Annotated in this window: 16 protein-coding genes and 1 tRNA gene; 7 read left to right on the top strand and 10 right to left on the bottom strand. The window is 64.5% G+C overall.

Annotated elements, in window-relative coordinates; all coding sequences use genetic code 11:
• The first annotated feature begins 60 nt into the window (after nucleotides 1-60).
• A tRNA-Gly gene (locus tag G7077_RS01715) sits at nucleotides 61-134 on the top strand.
• A gap of 5 nt (nucleotides 135-139) precedes the next feature.
• Here the strand turns inward: G7077_RS01715 and G7077_RS01720 are convergent.
• Both G7077_RS01720 and G7077_RS01725 read right to left on the bottom strand, forming a co-directional pair.
• Nucleotides 140-1,768: a Na+/H+ antiporter gene (locus G7077_RS01720; RefSeq protein WP_166410215.1), complete on the bottom strand. Its 1,629-nt coding sequence runs from the start codon at nucleotides 1,766-1,768 to the stop codon at nucleotides 140-142.
• A gap of 37 nt (nucleotides 1,769-1,805) precedes the next feature.
• Entirely contained in the window at nucleotides 1,806-2,582 is a 777-nt protein-coding gene (locus tag G7077_RS01725) for a competence/damage-inducible protein A (protein ID WP_166410216.1), read from the bottom strand.
• 60 nt (nucleotides 2,583-2,642) lie between these two features.
• On the opposite strand from G7077_RS01725, the gene map reads away from it, so the two are divergent.
• Nucleotides 2,643-3,470, top strand: a complete 828-nt coding sequence (gene map, locus G7077_RS01730; RefSeq protein WP_166410217.1) for a type I methionyl aminopeptidase — start codon at nucleotides 2,643-2,645, stop codon at nucleotides 3,468-3,470.
• Here the strand turns inward: map and G7077_RS01735 are convergent.
• Nucleotides 3,467-4,189 carry a phosphocholine cytidylyltransferase family protein gene (locus G7077_RS01735; protein ID WP_166410218.1) on the bottom strand — a complete coding sequence of 241 codons (723 nt, stop codon included), beginning with the start codon at nucleotides 4,187-4,189 and terminating at the stop codon, nucleotides 3,467-3,469. The two genes, map and G7077_RS01735, sit on opposite strands and share 4 nt — an antisense overlap.
• Nucleotides 4,190-4,310: 121 nt before the next feature.
• On the opposite strand from G7077_RS01735, the gene G7077_RS01740 reads away from it, so the two are divergent.
• Nucleotides 4,311-4,649 (top strand): P-II family nitrogen regulator, encoded by a 339-nt coding sequence (locus tag G7077_RS01740; RefSeq protein ID WP_166410219.1) that lies wholly within the window; start codon nucleotides 4,311-4,313, stop codon nucleotides 4,647-4,649.
• On the top strand, nucleotides 4,639-4,899 hold the full coding sequence (locus G7077_RS01745; RefSeq protein ID WP_246167292.1) for a helix-turn-helix domain-containing protein: 261 nt from the start codon (nucleotides 4,639-4,641) through the stop codon (nucleotides 4,897-4,899). The genes G7077_RS01740 and G7077_RS01745 overlap by 11 nt, the downstream gene beginning before the upstream one ends.
• A gap of 3 nt (nucleotides 4,900-4,902) precedes the next feature.
• Here the strand turns inward: G7077_RS01745 and G7077_RS01750 are convergent, their stop codons facing one another.
• Complete coding sequence (locus tag G7077_RS01750; protein ID WP_166410220.1) at nucleotides 4,903-5,478, bottom strand: L,D-transpeptidase family protein; 576 nt, start codon at nucleotides 5,476-5,478, stop codon at nucleotides 4,903-4,905.
• 9 nt (nucleotides 5,479-5,487) lie between these two features.
• Nucleotides 5,488-5,733: a hypothetical protein gene (locus tag G7077_RS01755; RefSeq protein ID WP_166410221.1), complete on the bottom strand. Its 246-nt coding sequence runs from the start codon at nucleotides 5,731-5,733 to the stop codon at nucleotides 5,488-5,490.
• Between the two features lie 249 nt (nucleotides 5,734-5,982).
• On the opposite strand from G7077_RS01755, the gene glnA reads away from it, so the two are divergent.
• Entirely contained in the window at nucleotides 5,983-7,395 is a 1,413-nt protein-coding gene (gene glnA / locus G7077_RS01760; protein ID WP_166410222.1) for a type I glutamate--ammonia ligase, read from the top strand.
• Nucleotides 7,396-7,495: 100 nt separating this feature from the next.
• Nucleotides 7,496-8,398 (top strand): PilZ domain-containing protein, encoded by a 903-nt coding sequence (locus tag G7077_RS01765; protein WP_166410223.1) that lies wholly within the window; start codon nucleotides 7,496-7,498, stop codon nucleotides 8,396-8,398.
• On the opposite strand, the gene G7077_RS01770 is transcribed toward G7077_RS01765, so the two are convergent.
• From G7077_RS01770 to G7077_RS01785, 4 genes are read right to left on the bottom strand one after another with little or no spacing between them, the layout of a single operon-like run.
• Nucleotides 8,395-9,690, bottom strand: a complete 1,296-nt coding sequence (locus G7077_RS01770; protein ID WP_166410224.1) for an MFS transporter — start codon at nucleotides 9,688-9,690, stop codon at nucleotides 8,395-8,397. The two genes, G7077_RS01765 and G7077_RS01770, sit on opposite strands and share 4 nt — an antisense overlap.
• Before the next feature lie 2 nt (nucleotides 9,691-9,692).
• Nucleotides 9,693-13,835, bottom strand: coding sequence for a translocation/assembly module TamB domain-containing protein (locus tag G7077_RS01775; RefSeq protein WP_166412254.1), 4,143 nt, complete (start codon nucleotides 13,833-13,835; stop codon nucleotides 9,693-9,695).
• A gap of 31 nt (nucleotides 13,836-13,866) precedes the next feature.
• The gene (locus G7077_RS01780) at nucleotides 13,867-15,843 is read right to left on the bottom strand and encodes an autotransporter assembly complex protein TamA (protein WP_166410225.1); all 1,977 of its coding nucleotides are present in this window, start codon (nucleotides 15,841-15,843) and stop codon (nucleotides 13,867-13,869) included.
• Nucleotides 15,844-15,895: 52 nt separating this feature from the next.
• Nucleotides 15,896-16,105, bottom strand: coding sequence for a hypothetical protein (locus G7077_RS01785; RefSeq protein WP_166410226.1), 210 nt, complete (start codon nucleotides 16,103-16,105; stop codon nucleotides 15,896-15,898).
• 118 nt (nucleotides 16,106-16,223) lie between these two features.
• Here G7077_RS01785 and G7077_RS01790 point away from each other — a divergent pair, with 118 nt between their 5' ends.
• Nucleotides 16,224-16,400 (top strand): hypothetical protein, encoded by a 177-nt coding sequence (locus tag G7077_RS01790; RefSeq protein ID WP_166410227.1) that lies wholly within the window; start codon nucleotides 16,224-16,226, stop codon nucleotides 16,398-16,400.
• Here the strand turns inward: G7077_RS01790 and G7077_RS01795 are convergent.
• On the bottom strand, nucleotides 16,397-17,044 hold the full coding sequence (locus tag G7077_RS01795) for a S24 family peptidase (RefSeq protein ID WP_166410228.1): 648 nt from the start codon (nucleotides 17,042-17,044) through the stop codon (nucleotides 16,397-16,399). The genes G7077_RS01790 and G7077_RS01795 overlap by 4 nt on opposite strands.
• Nucleotides 17,045-17,052: the final 8 nt, after the last annotated feature.

Consider the following 17,052-nt stretch of genomic DNA (forward strand, 5'->3'; position numbering starts at 1 on the left):
ATAGGGCGTCGTCGAGTTGACGATGCTGCCGTTGTCGTGGCAATCGGCCCGCGCCTTTGGGCGGGTATGATGTAATGGTAGCCTGTCAGCTTCCCAAGCTGAACGCGCGGGTTCGATTCCCGCTACCCGCTCCAGCCTTTTAGATCGTCCGACCGGCCGCCGCAGCTTGATCCTCGTCTTCGGGGTCGTCGCCGCGCTGGAACACGATCGTCATCTCCTCGAAGTCCAGGTCGCGCTCGAGGTCGTGGAGCACCTCATCCTCGATCTCGCCATGGCGGTGAAGCCGCAGGAGTTCGGTCCGCCCCGCCGCGATTACCTGCAGCATCAGGTCAAAGTGCGGGCGGATACGCTCCATGAAGTTATCCGCATCCGCCGCATATTTCGCCGTTCCCTCGGCCCGCGACTTGTAGGTTTCCAGCAGCTGTGGATGGATGAGTTCGCCATTACGGTCGTAGGCGACGGCCTCCGCTTCCAGGAACTTGGCGCGGGCGACCGCCGCCTCGGCCGCCGGAAGTGCCATCTTCGCAGGCGGATCCTTGTCCTCCGGCCGGAGCAGGCGGATCACCCAACCCAATGTCGCGCCCTGGATGATCACCGTCGCAAGGATCACGGCGAATGCCGTCACCAGCATCATGTCGCGGCCCGGGAAGTTGCCCGGCAGGCTGAGTGCCACCGCCATGGTGACGACACCGCGCATGCCGGTCCAACCGATCACCCCCGCCTGACGCCAGCCGAGTGGCCTTGCCCGCGACAGTCCCGTTGCCTTCAATCCGGTGAGCATCATTTCCGATCCGGCCACCCAAAGGAAGCGCGCCGCGATAACTGCCGCCGTCACCGTCAGAGCGGGGACGGCATAGGTGCTGACCAACGCCTCGACCCCGCCGGCGCGCTCGATGACGCTGCGTAGCGAGAAGCCCATCAGGATGAAGACCAAGGCCTCCAGCGTGAACACAAGGGTCCGCCAGAAGGCCGACCCCTGAAGGCGAACGCCCGCCGGAAGAATCACATGCTGGTACCAGCCGAACGCGATGCCGGCGGTGACGGTGGAAATCACACCCGACACATGCGCCGCCTCGCCCGCGACATAGGCCCCCCAGCACAGCAGAACCGACGTTGCGACGACAAGTGTCTCGTCCCGGAGCCGCCGCATCACGAACATCCAGACCGCCGCAACCAGCGCGCCGATGACTACCCCGCCAACGGCAAGAACCAGGAAGGTACCCACCGCCTGTCCAGGGTTGAACATGCCGGTCAGCGCAGCCGCCACGGCGAAGCGGAAGAGCACCAGCCCGGTCGCGTCGTTGAGCAGGCTCTCTCCCTCGAGCAACGCCTGCAGACGGCGCGGCAAGCGGACGCCTTGGAGCACGGCACGCGCCGCCACGGCATCGGGCGGAGAGACGATGGCGCCGAGTGCAAGGCAAGCAGCCCAGGGAAGTTGCGGGAATAGCCAGTGGACCGCGATGCTGACGACGATCGCCGAAAAGAGAACCGCGCCGATGGCGAGCGACAAGATACCCGGCAAATGGCGGCGGAAGCGCCCAAACGCGGTGTAGTAGGCCCCGTCCATCAGCAGCGGCGGCAGGAACAGGACCAGCATCAGTTCCGGGTCGAGCTCCACCAGGGGTAGTCCGGGGGCAAACGCAAGCGCTCCGCCGCCGACCAGCAAAGCGGCCGACGGCGGAATGCGTAAACGTGCGGCACCATAATGAAGCGCGATCGCGACACCGAGCAGCGCAAGGATCAGCTCAAAGGTTTGAACCGGATGCATGCGACCGCGCTAACGGGCAGGCGCGAGCAAATGCAAGTTAATGCATTGAAGCGGTTCTGATCCCGCCATCCACCGGTTGGTAGCCCAAGGCGCTGAGCCCCGCCGCCAGCCGGTCGGCACATGCCCGCGCCTGGGCTCCGTCGCGAGAGCGGACGACGAAGTTGGCGCCGTAACCGGCATCATCCTGAAACGGATAGCTGCCGATGCTCACGCCCTCGGCAGAGGCTTCGGTCTCACGCAGGAGGTCTGCAACCTCGCTTTCGGCCGCGCGGGCGCCGACGGTGACCGAAACCACCGGCCGTCCGCCCTCCAACGTTCCGCTCAGCCCCTGGATCATGCTCGCCGTGATGTGCGGCACACCCGCCATAATGAAGATATTGCCGACCCTGATGCCCGGCGCCCCCGACGTCGGATTAGGGATCAGGTCCGCGCCGGCCGGTGTCCGGGCCATGCGGAGGCGGGCGTCGGTGACCTCCTGCCCGCGCGCGGCGTAATAAGTCTCCAGCGTTCGTCTTGCCTCCGGGTGGACGATCACGTCCACGCCAAGGGCGGCGGCAATGGCGTCGACGGTGATGTCGTCATGGGTCGGACCGATACCGCCAGTGGTGAACAGATAGTCATTCTCCGCCCGAAGCGCGTTCACGGCGCGGCCGATCGCCTCCATCTCGTCCGGCACCACCCGCACTTCAGCAAGGCGGATGCCCTGCTCGTTGAGCCAGGTCGCGATCTGCGCGACATTCTTATCCTGGGTGCGCCCCGACAGGATCTCGTCGCCGATGATCAGCAGTGCCGCGGTCCAGATCTTTTCGTTCATTGTTTAGCGCCTGCTCCTTCGCCTCTCGCCACTTGGACGCTGAGCGCCTATATCTCAAGGATGACGGAATATATCACGGTGGATGCCGAAGACCGGGTCGAGCCCCGCAACGGCGTGGTCAAACTGCATGGTCCGGACGGCTTTGCGGGAATGCGCAAGGCTGGCCGGCTGGCTGCGGAAATCCTCGACGCATTGGTGCCTCATGTGGTTCCCGGCGTCACCACCGATGAGCTCGATCGCATCGTCTACGATCATATGATCAGCGCCGGGGCGCTGCCGGCGACGCTTGGCTACCGTGGCTACACCAAGAGCAGCTGCATCTCGATCAATCATGTCGTCTGCCACGGCATTCCGAGCGAGAAGCCGCTTCGCGACGGCGACATCGTCAACATCGATGTGACGCCGATCGTCGACGGCTGGCACGGCGATACCAGCCGCATGTACCTGGTCGGCGACGTGCCGATAAAGGCGAAGCGTTTGGTCGACGTCACCTATGAGTGCCTGATGCTCGGCATCGAGCAGGCGCGGCCCGGCAACCGCCTGGGCGACGTCGCCAATGCCATCCAACGCCATGCCGAGGCGCACCGCTATGGGGTCGTCCGTGATTTCTGCGGCCACGGCGTCGGCCGGCTGTTCCATGACTCGCCGGAGGTCATCCATGCGGGCCGGCCCGGAACGGGCGTCGAGCTTCGGCCGGGAATGATCTTCACGATCGAGCCGATGGTGAACATCGGCCGTCCCGACTGCAAGGTGCTGGAGGACGGCTGGACCGCCGTGACCCGTGACCGCTCCTTGTCTGCTCAGTTCGAGCATTCCATCGGGATCACCGAGGACGGCTGCGAAATCTTCACAAAGAGCCCGGCCGGGTTAGACAAGCCGCCTTACTAAGCCCAGCCCGCAACCAGCGCCTGAGCTTGCTGGACGTCCTCCGGGAAATCGACCTCACCCCACTCCTCCCCCTGAATGTCAAACGTCCAGACATCGGCTTCCTGAGCGATGTGGTGAATGACGCGCAGGTACCAGACGGTGGTTCCTTCGGGAGTTCGGATGGTGCGCTCGATGGCGTCACGGAACTGCTCGGCACCGCCTGAGCGGAAGGCCAGCAGCCCGATCGATTCCGCGTTCACTCCCTCGTCGAGCCGCTTGCCGATCGCCTTCAGCTTGCCGTCGCTTTCCACCACCTTCATGTCGTCGCTGTCGTAGCTGTCCTTCCGGTCGACAGTGACTCGGATTCCCGGCTGATCGTTGTCGATCACCCGCTTCATCAACGCTTTGGACACGAGGGTGTCGCCGTTCCAGACGAGGCAGTCGCCCGCCAATTCATCGCGGGCGATGTAGAGCGAGCCCAAATTGTCCGCGACCTTGTAGAATGGGTTGTAGATGGTGCGCACGGTCGGGCCGCCCTGCCGGCGAGCCAGTGCCGCGGCAATCTGGTCGTCGCGAAATCCGGTCACCACGACTGCGTCCTCGATACCGTTGGCCTCCAACGTGTCGAGCTGCCAGTCGAGCAAGGTCTTGCCTCCGAACTCAATCAGGCATTTGGGTCGGTCGACCGTCAGGGCTCCGAGGCGCGAGCCTTGGCCCGCGGCGAGTATGATGGCTTTCATGGGAGCGCCGCTTGGCCGGAAATTGCGGCGGGCGTTGGGCAAGCCGTTGACGAAGAGGTTGCAAAGGGCGCCTCTCCGGCGGCAATGGGCTTGTGACCCAACATTTGGTAGAGACGCGGACGTGAAGAAGATCGAAGCCATCATCAAGCCGTTCAAGCTCGACGACGTGAAGGACGCCCTTCACGAGGTAGGTGTCAGCGGCATCACGGTTGGCGAGGTCAAGGGCTTCGGCCGTCAGAAAGGCCACACCGAGCTCTATCGCGGTGCCGAATATGTCGTGGACTTCCTGCCCAAGGTTAAGGTCGAAGTGGTGGTCGAGGACAGCATGGCCGAAAATGTCATCGACGCGATCGAGCGGGCGGCGCGCACCGGCCGGATCGGCGACGGCAAGATCTTCGTGTCCGACATTGCGCAGGCAATCCGGATCCGAACCGGGGACCGCGGCTCGGATGCCATCTGAGGACGATGCGGCCAATCCGCCGCAGCCGATCAACATCCTGGAAGACGAGCGCCGGCTTGCGTCCATGGCGCCAGACGAATTGCGTTCGGCGATGCGGACCCTCGGCTACAAAACCCAGAGCGAGCTTGCGACCGCCATCGGCGTCAGCCGCTCTGCGGTAAGCCTGTGGCTCGAGGGCAAGGTCGGGGTACCGCGCCCTGTCGCAATGCTGCTTCGCATGCTGATCGCCGCACAGCGCCGGGCTTACTGACCCTTAGCCTTCGACGATGACCTTGGTGCCCACCTCGGTTAGGCTGAATAACTTCTCCGCGAACTTGATCGGCAATCGCACACAGCCGTGGCTTGCCGGATAGCCGGGCAAGGCACCGCCATGAAGCGCGATGCCGTGATCGTCGATGATCTGCGCAAACGGCATTGGTGCATTCTGATACTTGCGTGACCGGTATGTGCGCTGTTTGCGCTCCACCTTCCAGAAGCCGAGCGGTGTTTCCTTGCCCTTCTTACCGCTGGAAATCGTGGTCATGCCGACCACCTGCTCCCCGCGGTAGACGAAGGCGGTCTGCGTCAACAGGTCGACGACGACCTGCGTGTCGCCTTCTGCCGGAATGTGCGGCGTCCAAAGGAAATCGCCGGGCTTCAGGTGGGTGAGCCCGAAGCTGCTGGTCGCCCCCTCCCGCGCTTTTTCAGCGAAGCCGTTGGTCCAGCGATAGCCGAGGTCGGCCTTCTTGGTCGGCGCAACGGCAACTTGCTGCACGCGCGGCACTTCGGTCGTGGAACATGAGGCGAGCGCTGCCGAACACAGCAGCGCAAGCGCGACCTTGAGCCTCATCTGGACGATCTACTTGAGAGCGGCGGCGACCGGCTCGGCGGCAGCCGACCGGATCTGCTGCGCCGACTGGGCGAGTCCGGCGAAATGCGCAGCCAAGGCGGAGTGCCGTTCCCGCGCCGCCTCGGTCAGTGCCTCACGCGCCGCACGGCGCTCCCGCGACGCGCGGCGCTCATAGAAATGTACCGTCGTGACCATCATAACCCTCCCGACCCATTCGGTCGCGACATAATCACGGTCATCACGGCGCTGCAACATAGTTTTCGTCACTAAGTGCATGACGAGGAACGATTTTCCGTTTACTGCGCCCGGTGGTGATTATGGTTAACGACGGAATAACCGCTCTCCCCTCTATGTTGCCCGCCCGTCGTTTCGTGCCGCAGTGCAGCGTGAAATATTCACTTTTTTTGCAGCTGCGACTGGACTGGGGCGCCCGCGGCTGGAATGGGATCCCGTAACCCGGCCGGGGGCGCCGGGCGATTCTCAACATCAGCGGGTGTGTGCAAAATGGCGAACGACGCGGGCAAAATCCTCAGCCGGATCAAGGACGAAGAGATCGAGTGGGTCGACCTTCGCTTCACCGATCCCAAGGGCAAGTGGCAGCACCTGACCATGGCGTCTGGCGTCATTGACGAGGATATGCTCACCGACGGCTTCATGTTCGACGGTTCGTCGATCGCGGGTTGGAAGGCGATCAACGAATCCGACATGATCCTGCGGGCCGACCTCAACGCGGCCTACATCGATCCGTTCAGCGCCACCCCGATGCTGGTGCTCTTCTGCGACGTGCTCGAGCCGTCCACCGGCGAGCTCTACGCCCGTGATCCGCGCTCCACCGCGCATCGCGCCGAAGCGTATCTCAAGTCGACCGGCATCGGCGACACCGTCTACGTCGGCCCGGAGGCCGAATTCTTCATGTTCGACGACGTCCGCTTCGAGGACAGCTACAATGCGTCGGGCTACAAGATCGACGACATCGAACTGCCGACGAACACCATGCGCGAATATGACGGTGGCAACCTTGGCCACCGTCCGCGGGCCAAGGGCGGCTACTTCCCGGTTGCGCCGGTCGATAGCGCCCAGGACATTCGTGCCGAGATGGTGTCGACCATGCTCGAAATGGGCCTGCCCTGCGACAAGCATCACCACGAAGTGGCCGCTGCGCAGCACGAGCTAGGCCTCACCTTCGGTACGCTGGTCGAAACCGCCGACCGCATGCAGATCTACAAGTATGTCGTGCACATGGTTGCCCAGGCCTACGGCAAGACGGCGACTTTCATGCCGAAGCCGATCGCCAAGGATAACGGCAGCGGCATGCACACGCACATCTCCATCTGGGATGGCGGCAAGCCGCTCTTTGCCGGCAACGGCTATGCGGGCCTCAGCGACACCGCGCTCTACTTCATCGGCGGCGTGATCAAGCACGCCCGCGCGCTGAACGCGTTCACCAATCCGACCACCAACAGCTACAAGCGACTTGTGCCGGGCTTCGAGGCGCCGGTGCTGCTGGCTTATTCCAGCCGCAACCGCTCCGCGTCCTGTCGTATCCCCTACGGCACCGGCGAGAAGTCTAAGCGCGTCGAGTTCCGCTTCCCTGACGCCATGGCCAATCCGTACCTCTGCTACTCGGCGATTTTGATGGCAGGCCTGGACGGTATCCAGAACCGCATCCACCCGGGCGATCCGATGGACAAGAACCTGTACGACCTGCCGCCGGCGGAACTGGTCGCGGTCCCGACCGTCTGCGGCTCGCTGCGTGAGGCGCTCATCTCGCTTCAGAACGACAAGGCCTTCCTGACGAAGGGCGACGTGTTCAGCGAAGACCAGATCGACGCTTATGTCGAACTCAAGTGGGAAGAAGTGATGCGCTGGGAAACCACGCCGAGCCCCGTCGAGTTCGACATGTATTATTCCAGCTAGCGTTCGACGCTCAGCACCGAACGGAACGCGGCCGTCCCGACCTTCGGGGCGGCCGTTTTCGTGCACCAATCAGTAATCAGTTTGCGGCATTGCCGGCCCCATGACCTTTGAACGTGGGCACAACAGCTTTCGCGAGGCGCTGCTGCGGCAGCCGGGAACATCGCCGGTCGTCCCGGACAAGGCTCCACGCGGGAAAAGGGGCAACCCTGCTCTGAGCGCCTCGGCCGTCGCCCGGAAGGAAGTGCGCCGAAGCGACGACCGCGACGGTGATCGGCATCGCCTGACGGACGCCGGAGCGACGGTCCGAAGCGGACGCCGCAAGGTTGCGGTTGAGCTCATCAATATTTCAGGCGGCGGCGCCATGGTTCGCGGTGACCTGCGCGCACGCCTGTGGCAGAAGGTGATCTTGATCCTCGGCGATGTTGGCGAGGTGGAATGTGCCGTCCGTTGGATCCGCGACGACCGCTTCGGACTGGAGTTCGCCCACGAAACCCAAATCGCCTGCGACCCTGCAACACTCAACGAGACGTTGCTGCTGGTGTTGAAGAACAATGCACCGAAGGATGTCGAGAACAGCGACCCGGAACCGCTTACGGTGGAGCCTTCCGACCCTCGGCGCACGGCTCGCCGGCATCCGCTGATTTGGTCGGGGCTGGTGCAGTTCAATCACGAAAGCGCCGTCGCCCGGCTCCGAAACATTTCGGCCGAGGGTGCGCAGATCCAGTCGACGGGATCGTACAATGTCGGCAATGTCGTGCTTCTCGACCTCGGCAACGCCGGCGCTTTGCCAGCAACCGTTCGCTGGGCCCATGGCGATCAGGCTGGCCTCGCCTTTCACCGCCCGTTCGACGTCACCAAGCTCGCCAAGGTGCAGCCGCAGGTGGCGGGCCGCGGCTGGGTGAAGCCCGAATATCTACAGGACGAAGACGTGACGACCTCTCCGTGGGCGTCGCAATGGGGGCGCCTCACCGTCGGTGAGCTCAAGAAGACGCTGCTGCGCTAATCTTCTTCGATCAGGCTGGTTTTCTGCGTTTCCGGCAGGAGCGCGAACGCGATGGTCGCGCACCCAAGGATTGCCGTCACGTACCAGTAGAAAGCGCTCTCAATCCCTTGGTTCTTGAACCACAGCGCGGCGGCCTCCGCCGTACCGCCGAACAGGGCGTTGCCAACCGCATAGGGCAAGGCGACGCCAAGGGTCCTGATGTGGGCCGGGAACAGCTCGGCTTTGAACACCGCGCCGATGGACGTGTAGGCGCCGAGAAGCGTCAGCGGTACCAGGATCAACAGGAAGGCGGCCACCGGGTCGGTCACCGTCGACAAAGCGCTGAACACCGGCACCGTCACCAGCATCCCCCCAATGCTGAACAGGAACAGCAGCGGCTTTCGTCCAACCTTGTCGCTGACAAGACCCCACAGCGGCTGCAGCGCCATGAAGACGATCAGCGCCAGCGTCATCACCTGCGTCGCGCTCTGCTTCGAAAAGCCGGAGGTGTTGACCAGGAACTTCTGCAGGTAGGTGGTGTAGGAGTAGAAGGCCAGGCTGCCACCCGCCGAGATGATGGCGACGATGACGAACAGCCGGGCATGACCGCGCCACAAGTGCCTGGCGCTGGACACCGGCCGGTCCGCTGGCATGGCCTTGAAGCTCTCCGTCTCCTCTATCCGGCGCCGAAGCAGATAGACGATGATCGCCAGCGCGGAGCCGATGACGAACGGAATGCGCCAGCCCCAGGCGGTCAGTTCCGCTTCCGACATCAACGACTGGAGCAACAACAGCACGCCGAGCGACAGCAACTGCCCGCCGATCAGTGTAAAATATTGAAAGCTCGACCAGAAACCGCGTCGCCGCCGGCTTGAAACCTCGGACAAATATGTCGCGCTGGTGCCATATTCGCCGCCGACGGAGAGCCCCTGCATCAGCCGTGCGAGCAGAAGGATTAATGGCGCAACGAACCCGGCCTGCTCGTATGTCGGCGCGACGGCGATGATGAGGGAGCCGCCCGCCATCAAGCCGACGGAGAGTGCCAGGCCGGCCTTGCGCCCATGACGGTCGCCATAGACGCCCATCCACCAGGCGCCGATCGGCCGCATCAGGAAGCCGACGGCAAAGATGGCAGCCGTCGACAATAGCTGCGCGGTCGGATTGCCCTTCGGGAAGAACGCCGCGGCGAAGTACAGGCTCAGCGACGTATAGGCGTACCAGTCATACCATTCGACCAAATTGCCGGCCGAGCCCCCAATGACGTTCCTGAGGCGCTTTCCATTGTCCGACGTGCGGCTCTCTGTTGGCTGCAAAGCTAATAATCCTTGCTGACGCGAACGTTGGCGCCGGCCCGCCCGATTGTCGACAGAGACGAAAGCAGGGAGAGCCAGCGGGTGACCTGATACTCGATACGCGTTGCGGAATAGCCCTGCCCGTCCGTGATCACCTCCACGAACAATCGGCGGCGGATATATTTGCCCGCGGCGATCGCCGTCCGTTGCCCCGTTGCGACGTCGGCCGGAATGATCCGGAGCCGGTCGAGACCGACCGCTCGCCGCAACGCATTGATCGGGTCCAGCCCGCCCGAGCCGGATTGCAACGCCGCCACCGCGGCAGCCAGCTGCAGCGCTTCTGGTGCCGACAGGTTGGTGATCGAGGTGCCGAACAGAATGCGCGAGAGCAGTTCGTCTTGCGGCAGCGCGGGGACGCTCGCGAAGGTGATCTCGGGTCGCTGCCCCGTGCCACCGACGCGCACCGTCGCATCGATGCCCTGAACTTGCGCCTCTGCCGAAATGTCGAGCTGCGGGTCCGGCGGGCTTTCGCCGCGGAAGCGGATGATCCCACGCTCAAGCCGAAAATTGCGGCCCGCAAAGTCATAGTCGCCGCGCACCAGATTGGCCTGGCCGGTGAAGCGCGGTGAGTCGGCCGTCCCACCGATGTCCAGCTCCGTGCGCCAGCGGCTGTCGATCCCGAGACCGGTGACTTGAAGGTTGCTGCCGGTGAGACCGATCTTCAGCGCCCAAGGCCGCAGATCCTCCGTTTCGATGACTTCCCCGTCGTTCCGGTTGCGGTGGCGAACCTGGAGCTGCGGCACTGCCGCCGCGGCGCTTGCGCGGCCAAGTTGGAAGCGGCCCTTGTCGAGCCGTAGGTTGCCGGAGATCGTCCCGCCCTGTCCGTCCGATCGGATCTGAAGCGGCCCCGTCACGCGCGCGGCGACATCGTCGCGGTCGAGCAGCAAAGCCTCGTCCGCTGCAAAGCTGAGGTTCAACCCCGTCCGTCCTTCTGCGAAGGTCACCGACCCGCCGCCCCGCACGGTGCCGCCGCCGCTGGTCTGCCCGCTGAGGTTGGTGAAGACGAGCTGCGGCCCGGAGAAGCGGGCATCGGCGTTCAATTGCGTCAGCGCCATTCCCGTCACCGGGCTGTCGAGCCGGGCACCCTTGGTTCGAAGCGACCCGCGGATCACCGGATTGGCCAATCGACCGCCGACGTCGGCACCGATCGCAAGCGGGCCTGACAAGTCGAACAGCTCGTTGCCCGTCAGTCGCCACAACGTATCGGCTGGTCCTTGGTAGCGAAGCTGGGCAAACAGCGGTGCATTCAGCAGCTCTGCAATCAACGGGCCCCTGCCAAGCGGGGCGAAGCGCGCCTGCGCGCGGCCGACCGTCCGTCCCTCGCTGACGGCAACGGCGCGTATCGCCGCCTTGCCGTCGGCAACGGCCGCCGCAATGCCGACGTCGATTGGACGCGACGACAGAACCAACCCGGCCTTGCTGAGGCCGCGAACCCGAAGATCGATGCGACCGCTCCGGTTTCCCTGCCAAGCATAGTCGAGACGTCCAGTCGCAAGGCCTCCAAGACCAAGGCCGGGTTGAACGATATCGAGGATCTGTAGCGGCATGCCGCGAAGCTCGGCATGGACTTCCGGGCGCGACCCGCTCCGCCCGGACAAAGTTCCTGCCCCGCCCGCAAACAGGAAGTCTGTCGGTGCCAGCGCCCATCCATCGCCGCTGCGGGTGAGCACGGCGGCTGTCCGAAGCTGAAGCGGTCGTCTGTTCACCTGTCCGTTTCCGGTAAGGCTGATCCGGTCCGGAGAGACATCGGCAAGAGTAGAGAAGCTGAAGTCGGCGCCTCGACGCCCACTGAATGCCGCACGTATCTGGCCGCGACCGTCGACCAAGCGCCCATTCGCCACCAGCCGCGCCAGGCTGATGCCGCCGATCTGCAGGTTTTGGGCGTTCACAACGCCGTCGAGACTACTGCGACCATCCGCGACGATGACCGAGCCATCCAGCCGTCCAGCGCCGATGGCGATGCTGCCTGGCAACCGCACGTTGCGGCCGGTGAGATGCGCCTCGATCTTCTGATCGCTGCCGACCGGCGAGAACAGCAGGGTGCCGTCGATCCCTCCACCAGCGAGGCGGAGAAGACCGCTTAGTCCACCCGGATCTGCACGCAGAACGCCACTGGCGCTGGTTCCTGCGACGTCGAGAGCCGCAATCGTGATTGTAGGTCGCCCTCCCGGCGGGAGAAGAAGGGCCCCATTGCTGCTGAAGGGGCCGAGCCGCGACCCGCCCGCAGCCCGATAATCGAAGCCGGCGGCCGTCGGGACCAGTTGAAGTCGCACCTGCGAAAGCGCCAGTGCTTCGTTGGGCCGTGCCAGTAGAAGGTCGATCTTGGGTCGATTGATCGGACCGTCGAGAATCAACTTCAGCGGTCCATATTGCGCCTGTTTTCCCGCGGCCACGATGTGGAACGTGCCGTTCCGGCTGCGCTGTCCAAAGCCGGTCAGGATCAGCTTAGGGGATTGCACCCGCATGTTGCTGAAGTGGAGCACGCCATCACCACCGCGCTCCAAATCAGTGGTCAAGACGGGAAGGCCGCCGGTGAGGCTGAGGAAGAAGGCGTTGTCCAGCCTCCGAACCCACGCCTTCGCCGATCCGACGACGCGTGACCCCTGCCCGCCCGGACCGGGAACGACCTTGAGTTCGGTCAGCACGTCGACGATGCCGAGACCGGGGACAAGGTAGCGCTTCAGCCCTCCCGACAGCAAAAGTTCGAACCGGCCGGTGACGAGATCCACCAGCAACGACAATTTCCCCGACAGCTGGGCGCTCGTAAAGCGGAGGTCCTCGCCGCGGATCAGCTTGGGTGTGACGGCCAGCATTCCTTCAAGCCGCGCGTTGGCGAGGATCGAACCCGCAGCATCGCCGATCCCGGTGACACCTCGCGCTGTCAGCCGAAGCGGAACACGCATCGGCCAGGGCCCGAAGCGGCCACGGCCCTCCGCCTGGACATCGATGAAGCCCGTCGTGTCGAACCGCACCGACGGAGAGGTAAGCCGATAGGAATAATCCGCTTCGTCGAAGGCGCCGTCCAGCGTCCAAACCAGCCGCACCTGCCGCCCTGACATGTCGGGAAACAGCGCCGCCGGTCGCAGCAGATCGACGCCGACGCGCAGGTCCCGGTACCGCCCCGCGCTGAGATCGACGCCGCCGCGTGCAACCGCGCGCACTGCCGGCGATGCAAGACTGAGCTGTCCGTTTAACCGATTGTCGCGCAGACGGCCCCCGCCGCGTACCCGAACCTTCGGCGCAAGCAGTCGCCGGGCCTTGCCGGAAAGGAGCTGCGATGCAGAGACATCCCCAGCCAATTGGTAGCGACCGGAGTCCACCCCGAGCGCCAGGCGGGCGGTCGGACTGCCCCCGATGTCGAGCTTGGCCGCGCCGCGCCACCGCTTCCAGCTGCCGTCACCGTCGAGCGTCAAATCGATCGACCGCCGAAGCCCCGCAAGGGCCGTCAACACACCCGTTGCAGGCGAGACGACCCTGGCATCCAGGTCGAAGCGGTTCCGGTCCGGCTCGGCATCGAGTGCCAGCGCCAGCCGGTCACCGCCCTCGACCATCACCGCAAGCTGCACCATCGCCCGGCCCGCGCGTACGTCGGCCGTTCCGCGCACTCGGCCGACCTGCGCACGCCCGGTAACTGCCCGGGAAATCTCCAGCCGGTCGATGTTGAGACGTCCGACGAAGATATCGAAGTCGGGAAGGATCGGCCCACGGCGAGCGCTCGGGCGAAGTGTCGGAAGCCGCGCCAGGGTGGCCTTGGCCGCGGTGAGCTCCTCGACATGAAGGCTGTTGTACAGCCATGCCCCCGGCGCCCAATCGAGCATGATCTCGGGCGATGTCAGGAAAACGCCGTTTTGGTCGGCGATCGCCACATCCTTCAGGCGCGACTTTCCGAAGATAGACCCGTCGATCCGGCCGATGCAAATACGGAGACCCGAACTGGTCTCGAGCGCGGCGATCCGGTCAACGATGAAGCGGTGCCCGGGCGCAGTGTCGAGCAGCACCAAGGCCCCTGCCGCCAGAAGCAGCAGTCCCACAAGGAAGGCGAGCAGTTCCCTGGCGAGCCGGCGAGGCCAGTCCTGCCGCGGCCGCCACCCGTTTCGCCGTGGCATTTCGTCGGCAACGACGGCGGCTTCGCTCACCTCAGAAGGCCTGACCGAGCGACACGACCACCGCCACGCGTCCATCGCCGCTGCGGGGGTTTAGCGGCGTGCCGACGTCAATCCGGATCGGGCCGAAGCTGGAGTAATAACGGAGGCCCAGGCCGGCGCCGAACTGAAGCTCGCTAAGGCGCGGGAGCTTGCGGTTGCTTAGCACGCCGCCATCCAGGAAGGGCACCAGTCCGAAGTTGCCGCCGAATGCCTTCAACCGCACCCGTCCTTCCAGTCCGAACTCGGCCAGGCTGCGACCACCGGTTGGGTCGCCATCGGAATCGCGCGGTCCAAGCTGCTGATAGCCATAGCCGCGCACGGACCCGCCGCCGCCCGCATAGAAACGGCGGGTCGGCGCGATCGAGAATGTGTCCGCGTTGACGATGGTGCCGAACCGCACGCGACCGGCGACAACAACCGATTGTCCGAGCGGCTGGTACGTGCTCGCGTCGACCTGCAGCCGACCGTACGCGAACTGGCCCCCGTGCGCGGATATTTCCGGGCTCAAACGACCGCTGAGCCGGAAGCCCGTCGTCGGGTCGAGAAGGTCATCGCTGCTGTCATAACCCAGGCTCACCGGAAAAGCCGTCAGCAGGAAATCCCGGGTATCCTTGATCCCCGACAGGTCGAATGCACCGCGCTCCCGAGTAGCGAGCACCTCGGCGCCGAGGCTGTAGGTCCACTTCTTCTGCCAGATGATGTTGCTTTGCCGCTCGATATTGCCGGCGAGCAGGAGTGTCTTGGCTTCATAAGCGTCGCGGTCCTGGTGGCTTGCCGATGCCTGGACGTTCAGCACCTGATCGCGGCGCGCGAAATTGTTGCGCCGGAATTGCACGGCGGCAAGCTGCTCCTGCGTACCGGCGATGCCGCGCAACGTGATCGCGCCTTCCGGCGTGATGAAGTTGCGGTGCTGCCAACTGGCCTCAGCGCGCAGCCCCTCGCCCGTTCCGTAACCGAGCTCCCCCGCAATGGTTCGCGGCGGAGCGGGCTCAAGGCGCACCGCCAAGTCGACAGTCTGCCAATCCGCAGCGGGAATCACCTGCACCTCGGCGGATGCAACAAGGCCGGTCGCGATCAGCGCGCGGCGAAGATCGTCGACCTTGGAGCGCTGGAAGGTGTCGCCGGTGCGGAAACGCGCAATCGTCTGGACATGACGGGGCGAGAAAGCAGGCCGGCCAGCAACGCGGATGGTGCCGAAACGCGCCTGGGGTCCGGGCCGAACTGGCAGTGTCAACGTCGCCCTCCGGGCCTCGTGATCGATCTCGATGTCCTGCTCACCAACCTCGGCGAGGGCGAACCCCTGCTCGCCAAGTGCTACCTTCAGGGCAGTCCCTGCCGCGATCACGTCGGCAGCAACCACCGGATCACCCGCCCGGATGACAAAGGTCTGCCGCAATGCTCCTGCCTCTGTTCCAGCCCCTTCGAGACCGGGCAGGCTGACGCCGGCAAATTCGTATCGTTCACCCGGCTCGGCAGCGACAACGACGCGAAGAGACTGCCCCGCACGTTCGATCCGCGGCTCCACCGCCGCATCATAGTAACCCTGGCTTCGAAGCAGCTCGGCGAGCAACTCCGCGTCGCCGTTCGAGCGGCGTTCGATCTGCGCTGCATTGGCAGTCCGCCGCCGATCCGCTTCCAGCTGCGACTGCGTGCGGAAATCGGTCAGCAGCTTGTCGGCATCTGCCAGGCTGTCCAATCCCTCGACGGCAACGTCATAGCGAAGGCTAGCCGAGCCATCGTCCTGTGTGGGTGAGGGAACGGCCGGTGTTTCAGCGGTGACCGGCGACTGATCGAGGACGGGCCAATCAACCCCGAGATCGGGTAAAGGATCGAGCGGGGCGGAAGGATCGAGTTCCCCCGGATCGAGAGGATCCGTCTGTTGGGCGAGCGCAGGAAGGCACCACAGCAGCCCCGTCGCTGCCGCACACAACAGCCGCGCGCGTGCGCCCGCCTTTCCCCGCCCGACCATGGTCTTAGCTCTACCCGCGCCTCCTGAACGGCGCCAGTCCGACCTTGGGAGCTTAGTGGATCGTTCCGGTCGCCTCGTCGCCTGTCAGCAGCGTTATGACCCGCTCGATCTGTCGCCAGTGGCAGAAACGCTGGACGTTGCCGTCACTGCGAGACCGGCGGGCACGGGTTTTTGCCTCGCCGGCAGCGTCGGCGCCGAATCGTGCAATCAGCTCGTCGGCATCGCTCAGCGCGTGCCGTCCGGAAATGAACGGAAGATCCATAGGCAGCGCTGATACCGTCTGGTGATTGCCGGACTGCGCAAGAATGGAGTTGACGCCTCCTTCACCATGCTTGCCAAGATTGCGGGTGGCTCCGTCCTCTCCACTCTGGCAAGGGTTTATGATGGACGGACGGACAACACAGGCGGGGGGCTGCCTGCTTGCACTCTCTATTCTCGGCGGGCTGATCTTCGGGATCGTTCAGCGAGCGCCGACGCTTGGCGCGATCATCGGCACGGCGGTGGGCATTGTCATTGCCCTTGCCGTATGGCTGATCGACAAGCGCCGCAGCGCCTAAACCAGCTTCCGCCCCGCCCAGATCACCCGGCCGACGCAGTTGATCGATCGGATCTCGCAATCCGGCCAGTCGGGATAGGCCGGATTGTCCGACTGAACGGTGACCCGCCGGCGGATCGGGTTGATGGCGATCCGCTTCACCACCAAAGCATCGTCCACCCGAAGCACATAGATGCCGTCCCGGAGCCGGTCGCCGCAGTCGCCGAGGTCGACCAGTATGTCATCGCCCGAATTCAGCGTGGGTGCCATGGAGTCGCCCTCGACCCGGATGATCGACAATTTGTCGGAGGGGCTGCTGGTCAGGCCTTTCAGCCATCGCGATTCGAAGGCGAAATAAGGCTTACCCGTTTCGTCGTCGGGGATCGCGCCGGGACCAGCAGATGCGTGAACCGGTGTTCGGACCACGGAAACAAGGCCCGCGGTTGGCGCCTCAGCCTCCGCAGGCCCGCCAAGCAGCGCTTCGGAAATGCCGAAGTAGCGGGCAAGTTTTCGCCTTTCCTCCTCCTTCAATCGCCTCGGCACGCCGCGGCGGACGAATTGCTGGATGTAGGCGGAATTGCGGCCGAGCATGCGGGAGAGGCTGGCGAAGTCATCGCCCCTTTCCGCACATAGGCCTTCAAGAACTGTTCTGGGATCCGGCACCATTACCACGC

Source organism: Sphingomonas piscis (assembly GCF_011300455.1).
Taxonomy (GTDB): Bacteria; Pseudomonadota; Alphaproteobacteria; order Sphingomonadales; family Sphingomonadaceae; genus Sphingomicrobium; species Sphingomicrobium piscis.